Genomic DNA, 1,714 nt, shown 5'->3' on the forward strand with positions numbered 1-1,714 from the left:
GCCGTCCAGTTCGTGCCCGTGCCGGTGGCGGTGTTTCCGTTAATGGCGATGGTGCCAGTGTTATAAAGCATATTTTCTCCAGGCAATAAAAAACCCCGCCGAGGCGAGGTTTGCATTCAAAGTCGTGAGTTATTTACATGTCGTGCTTGTGAATGTGTTCGCACTTACCCAACGCCAGTTGAAGGGATATCCGGCCCGGTATTGAGTCTGGTTGTTTTGTTTTCGAACGCCGTAAATCATAACGGTATTCTCATGGTCACCCATATATGCCGTGCCGCTGCAAATAGGTTCCTGTTTCTCAAGTACACCAGCACAACCAGACAGCATTAAAGCGATCGCCATGCTGATAATTAGCCTTTTCATTTTGAAAGTATCCAGAGGAATTCAGTAGGTTCGAAGATATCAATACAAAATCGATGGGTATAATTGATTATGTAGATCAATTATTTGTTATTGATCGCTCAAAACGATCAATCAGTCATAGGCTGCGGTGTTGATGGCCGTCAATGCTATTCCTGTGGTTGTCCCTCCCGCTGCAGAACCAGTAGCTGTTGTCGAAGGCGCGGCATTTATCCTGGTCGACGAACCGTTAAAGCGGCAGCCTGCATAGGCTGTTATATTCACGATTGTTGGAGGCCTGGTATTGTTGTTCTGTACGATTTGTGAGCCAAGAATTGCAGGTGCTACCGCATAACTACCCTGCAACGTAACATCAATGTTAATCCCTCCCGTTGAGGCTCCTGGTGTTCCGACAGTAACGAGGTCAGTAAGCACGCGGCTTTCGTTTGTCAGTACCAGCTTTCCGGCTTCATCCCAGACAGCAAATCCCCAGTCGGGCAACGTTTGTGGAAAGATGGCAAAGATGTACGCCGTCAGAGTGTGTGACTGACCATAAGCGTTGCTTGAACCAACAAGAATGTTTCCTCCTGACCGGGTTGCCCCGACTGTAGTGGGCTGGGCTGTATCACTCGTTTTGCAAAAAACCATCGCCGGATAAGAAGTATCCAGAGCTACCGTCGCAGAAGCACCGTGGTATGCCCCATTTGCCACTGAGTTAACCACTACCTTTCTGTACAGACAAAACGGCGTTGACTGAGGAGTAATAAACGGATTTCCACTTTCCAGCGCAATCAGTGCGCCATAATCTGCCATTATGCATTCTCCACGAAAACCACCAACTCACATTCCGAAGCGGGATAATTTCCAATGCCAACTTCGCTGGCAGTGCTGAGAGTGATGGTGTTCCCGTTAGCGATAATGCGTCGGCCCACCGAGACCGCGCCTTTATCAAGGGACACCGCAAATCCGACTTTCATCCCTGCCGGAATGGTAAAGGACCAACTTCCCGAAGTTTGACCTTCGGAAAGCTGAATACGCCCTACCACTGATACGGGTTTGATACCGTAGTTGTTCGGGTTGCCGTTGGCGTCCCAGGTCTGAATACCCCAGGCCATTAAAACACTCCTGTAAGTTTGCCTATCTGAACACGGAGCCTGTTAGCATCCCGAATGCTGATGGTGACGTTAGTCTGCTTCATGCCTCCGGAACTGTCGCTTCCGTAGTTCTGCATCGTTCCGTCTTTACCCCAGCGCCAGCCAGCGCTTCCGGCAACATAATTATTAGACTGCAGAGAATCCGTAATTTTGCCGAACTGGATACTCGCATCACGGAAGAACGCATCATTGATGAATGTCTGCCCGTTCTGGATAACAAA

General features: G+C 49.1%; 4 protein-coding genes. All 4 read right to left on the reverse strand.

Annotated elements, in window-relative coordinates:
- Nucleotides 1-129 precede the first annotated feature (129 nt).
- A complete protein-coding gene (locus IM313_RS22660) occupies nucleotides 130-363 on the reverse strand; it encodes a hypothetical protein (protein ID WP_022648875.1) in 234 nt (77 codons plus the stop codon).
- Between the two features lie 111 nt (nucleotides 364-474).
- Nucleotides 475-1,152 carry a hypothetical protein gene (locus IM313_RS22230; protein WP_193034358.1) on the reverse strand — a complete coding sequence of 226 codons (678 nt, stop codon included), beginning with the start codon at nucleotides 1,150-1,152 and terminating at the stop codon, nucleotides 475-477.
- Nucleotides 1,152-1,454, reverse strand: a complete 303-nt coding sequence (locus IM313_RS22235; protein WP_193056109.1) for a hypothetical protein — start codon at nucleotides 1,452-1,454, stop codon at nucleotides 1,152-1,154. The genes IM313_RS22230 and IM313_RS22235 overlap by 1 nt, the downstream gene beginning before the upstream one ends.
- Nucleotides 1,454-1,714, reverse strand: a 261-nt coding sequence (locus IM313_RS22240) for a hypothetical protein (RefSeq protein ID WP_193056110.1), incomplete at its 5' end; no start/stop codon positions are given. The genes IM313_RS22235 and IM313_RS22240, both read right to left, overlap by 1 nt.

Source organism: Enterobacter cloacae complex sp. P2B, from assembly GCF_014895985.1.
Classification (GTDB): domain Bacteria; phylum Pseudomonadota; class Gammaproteobacteria; order Enterobacterales; family Enterobacteriaceae; genus Enterobacter; species Enterobacter bugandensis.